This window comes from Sphingomonas sp. (assembly GCF_031426035.1).
Classification (GTDB): Bacteria; Pseudomonadota; Alphaproteobacteria; order Sphingomonadales; family Sphingomonadaceae; genus Sphingomicrobium.
This window is the reverse complement of the sequence record NZ_JANPKO010000103.1, coordinates 1-2,817: the sequence shown is the minus strand read 5'-3', so window position 1 is coordinate 2,817 and position 2,817 is coordinate 1. Positions and strand designations below refer to the sequence as shown.

Annotated in this window: 3 protein-coding genes and 1 pseudogene; all 4 read right to left on the bottom strand. The window is 72.5% G+C overall.

The annotated features are described in order from the left end of the window. Positions 1–975 (bottom strand): annotated as a pseudogene (locus tag RMP08_RS07520) (DNA polymerase Y family protein); the annotation flags it as partial. Beyond that, complete coding sequence (locus RMP08_RS07515; RefSeq protein WP_310468374.1) at positions 878–1,504, bottom strand: hypothetical protein; 627 nt, start codon at positions 1,502–1,504, stop codon at positions 878–880. The gene RMP08_RS07515 and the pseudogene RMP08_RS07520, both read right to left, overlap by 98 nt. A 160-nt stretch (positions 1,505–1,664) precedes the next feature. Beyond that, positions 1,665–2,429, bottom strand: a complete 765-nt coding sequence (locus RMP08_RS07510) for an alpha/beta hydrolase (RefSeq protein ID WP_310468373.1) — start codon at positions 2,427–2,429, stop codon at positions 1,665–1,667. Positions 2,430–2,477: 48 nt separating this feature from the next. Further along, positions 2,478–2,817: alpha/beta fold hydrolase (locus tag RMP08_RS07505; protein ID WP_409049780.1), on the bottom strand; the 340-nt coding region annotated here is incomplete at its 5' end.

The following is a 2,817-nucleotide window of genomic DNA, read 5'->3' as shown; positions in this document are numbered from 1 at the left end:
GAGCCGCTCGAGCTTCTCGCCCAGCAGGCGCACGACATGCGCGGCATCGCGCGTCGGCCGCGCGGTTTCCGCCGCCGCATCGCCGACTTCGCCGTCGACTCGAAATGCCTGGAACACCACTCGCCGCGCGCCCAGCCGCCGCCGCGCCAGCTCGCGCCCCAGCGGGTCGGCCAATCGCGCCAGCGCACTCTTGAGAATCGCCGGATCGGCCACCGGTTCGGCCAGCCGCAGCGTGGCTCGCGGCGGCGGCTCGGTGCGCGTCGCGGTCAGCGGTTCGGGTGAGCGGCCCAGCGCGCGGTCAAGCGCGTCGATCGGGTTGTCCGCCTCGCGAAACCGCCGCGCCAGGCTCCGCCGCGGCACCCCGGCCAGCGCTCCAATGGTCTTGAGGCCGAGCCGCTCGAGCGTCCGGGTCGCGGTCGCAGGCAGGCGCAGTGCCGCAACCGGCAGGGGGGCAAGGCGGGCGCTGAGCCCCTCTCCCTCGAGGGGAGAGGGGAAGCGCGCCAATGCCCACGCCGCGCCCGCCGTCGCCGCCACCGCAGTGCGCACCGTCAGCCCCAATTTCGCAAACCGCGCCGTAACATCGGCGACCAGCCCGTCCTCGCCGCCGAACAGATGCGCGACGCCCGCGATGTCCATCCGCAGCCCGTCCGCGCCATCGACCTCAACCGTCGGCGACCATCTTGCCGACCAGCGCGCCAGCCGCTCGACCAGCGCTGCGTCCCCGGCGGGATCGGCCGGCTCGGAAACCAGCGCGGGCTCGAGCGCGCGCGCATCGCTCAGCCGCATGGCCACCCGCGCCCCGCGCTCCGCCGCCGCCTGGGTCACTGCGTAAATCACCGGCCCGTGCGTGCCCTCGATGGTCAGGACGACCGGCGCGTCAGGCGGAAAATCGCCGCCCCGCGTCCGCGCCCACCGCTCGATCGCCAGCCGCGGCCACCAGATCGACAGGATCCGCCGCTCCGCCGCGCGGCTCATGCGTGACGCTCCACCGCCCCGGCGCCGCGCCGCGCGCGCGGAACAATTCGGCGTCCCACACCGGGGCACCCGGCGCGCGCGGGTCGAACGGGTGCGGCAGCGACGGCGCGCTCGCCACCCGCCAGCGCCGCCGCGCCCCGCTCAGATTGGCGCTGCCGCCAAGCCGCACCAGCCAGCACGCCACCCCCGAGCGCTCGGCGGCGACCGCGAGCCGCCGGGTCGCGGTAAAATCTAGCGCGCGCGGGTCGCCCCATAGTTCGCCGATCACGGCGCCCAGCGCCGCGCATCTTAACCCCTCCTCCATCGCCCACAGCGCCGAACGGGCGTCGCGCGCGGTGACGTGGAGGATGTCGGGAAACGGCAACCCCGGCGGGTAAATCCGCCCGCTTTCGAGGATCGCCATGCGCTCCTGCACCCACAGCAACGGCTTGCCGGCATCAAGCTGCGGGGCAAGAAACCCGATCCAGGCGCCATCGCGCGGGTGCGCGGCGAACAGCTCGCTGAGGGTGGGGGACGGTGGCGTAGGCATGCCCCGGCAGTCGTCCACCCCACTCGGGAATGGACGTGGTTCAGCCGGCCCGGGGCGCCTAGGGACGCTCCCGCCGGCGACCGGGGAAAGACCTCTCGCCACACGACTCGCAACGCTTATGTTCTTATTTTGTTCTTTTCGCGCGACTCATGGGAAAGAGTCAATGGAGCGCGGCGGTGCCCCGTGTGCCGCCCTCGATCTGGGCGAGAAAAGCCCTGATTTCCGCGACGATCCGGCTCAGCGCCGGGCGCCACAAGGCAAACCCCATGTGGTGGGTGTCGATCTCGACCGCCTTGTCGACCTCATGCGCCAGCCCGCGCGCGGCGCGCGGTGCGACGATCCCGTCCCGCCGCGACCACAGGGCCAAAGTCGGCACCGGCGGCTTGTCCGCGAGCCGCGGGAACGGCGGCTGGTTGACGTCGTGCCCCGCGACCCATTCGTACATCGCGCACATGTTGGTGTTGGTCTTGAGGTCGCCCGAGAACGGCGATCCGAGCGTGACCACCGCGCGCACCCGGCCGGGGTGGCTGCGCGCCAGCTCGCGCGCGAACAGCCCGCCCAGGCTCCACCCGAGCAGCACGATCGGCCGCCCGTCGTAAATCTCCTCGATCCGCCCCCCGAGCCGCTCGAGGGTGTCGGGCTTGGCGCCGTAATTGGTCCCCAGGTCCCACGGATGCGCGCGCCAGCCGCCCCGCGCCAGCGCGCGGCGCAGCTCCATCGTGGTGCGGTCGCCGGCAAGGAATCCGGGCAGGACGATTACCGGCGGGCCATCCTCGGGGCCGCGCGGGCCAAGCGGCCCAAGCCCCGACAGCAAGCGCGGAACGTGCCACGCGACTTCGCGCGCGCGGCTCCAGCCCGACGGCGGAATATCGTCGGGATGGACCTCGCCGGCACTCGCCGGCTCCAGGGCCTTGTCCCACTTCATCGCCTGAATATGGGTCTTTGCGTTATCGAAACAATCAACGGAAATGGTTTACGCGAGCGTTTTCAAGAAGCTGTCGATTTCGCGCACCACCGACCGTGCCGCCGGCCGCGACACCGCGATGGCCATGTGGCCGCACGTCAGCTCGACCGCGCGGTCGCTTTCCTCGGGCAGCCCGCGCGCCGCGCGCGGGGCGATGATGCCGTCGCGCCGCGACCACATCGCCAGCGTCGGCACCGGCGGCTTGGCGGTGATCCGCGGGATCGGCGGCTGGTCGACCGGATGGCCTGCCACCCGCTCGTACAGCCGCCAAACATTGTTCCACTTGGGGTCGCCGGAGAACGGCGAGCCCATCGTCACCACCGCGCGCACGCGGCTCGGAACCGCCCGC

Coding starts and splice junctions, on each gene's coding strand:
- RMP08_RS07515 (WP_310468374.1), bottom strand. CDS start 1,504: ATGCCTACGCCACCGTCCCCCACCCTCAGCGAGCTGTTCGCCGCGCAC.
- RMP08_RS07510 (WP_310468373.1), bottom strand. CDS start 2,429: ATGAAGTGGGACAAGGCCCTGGAGCCGGCGAGTGCCGGCGAGGTCCAT.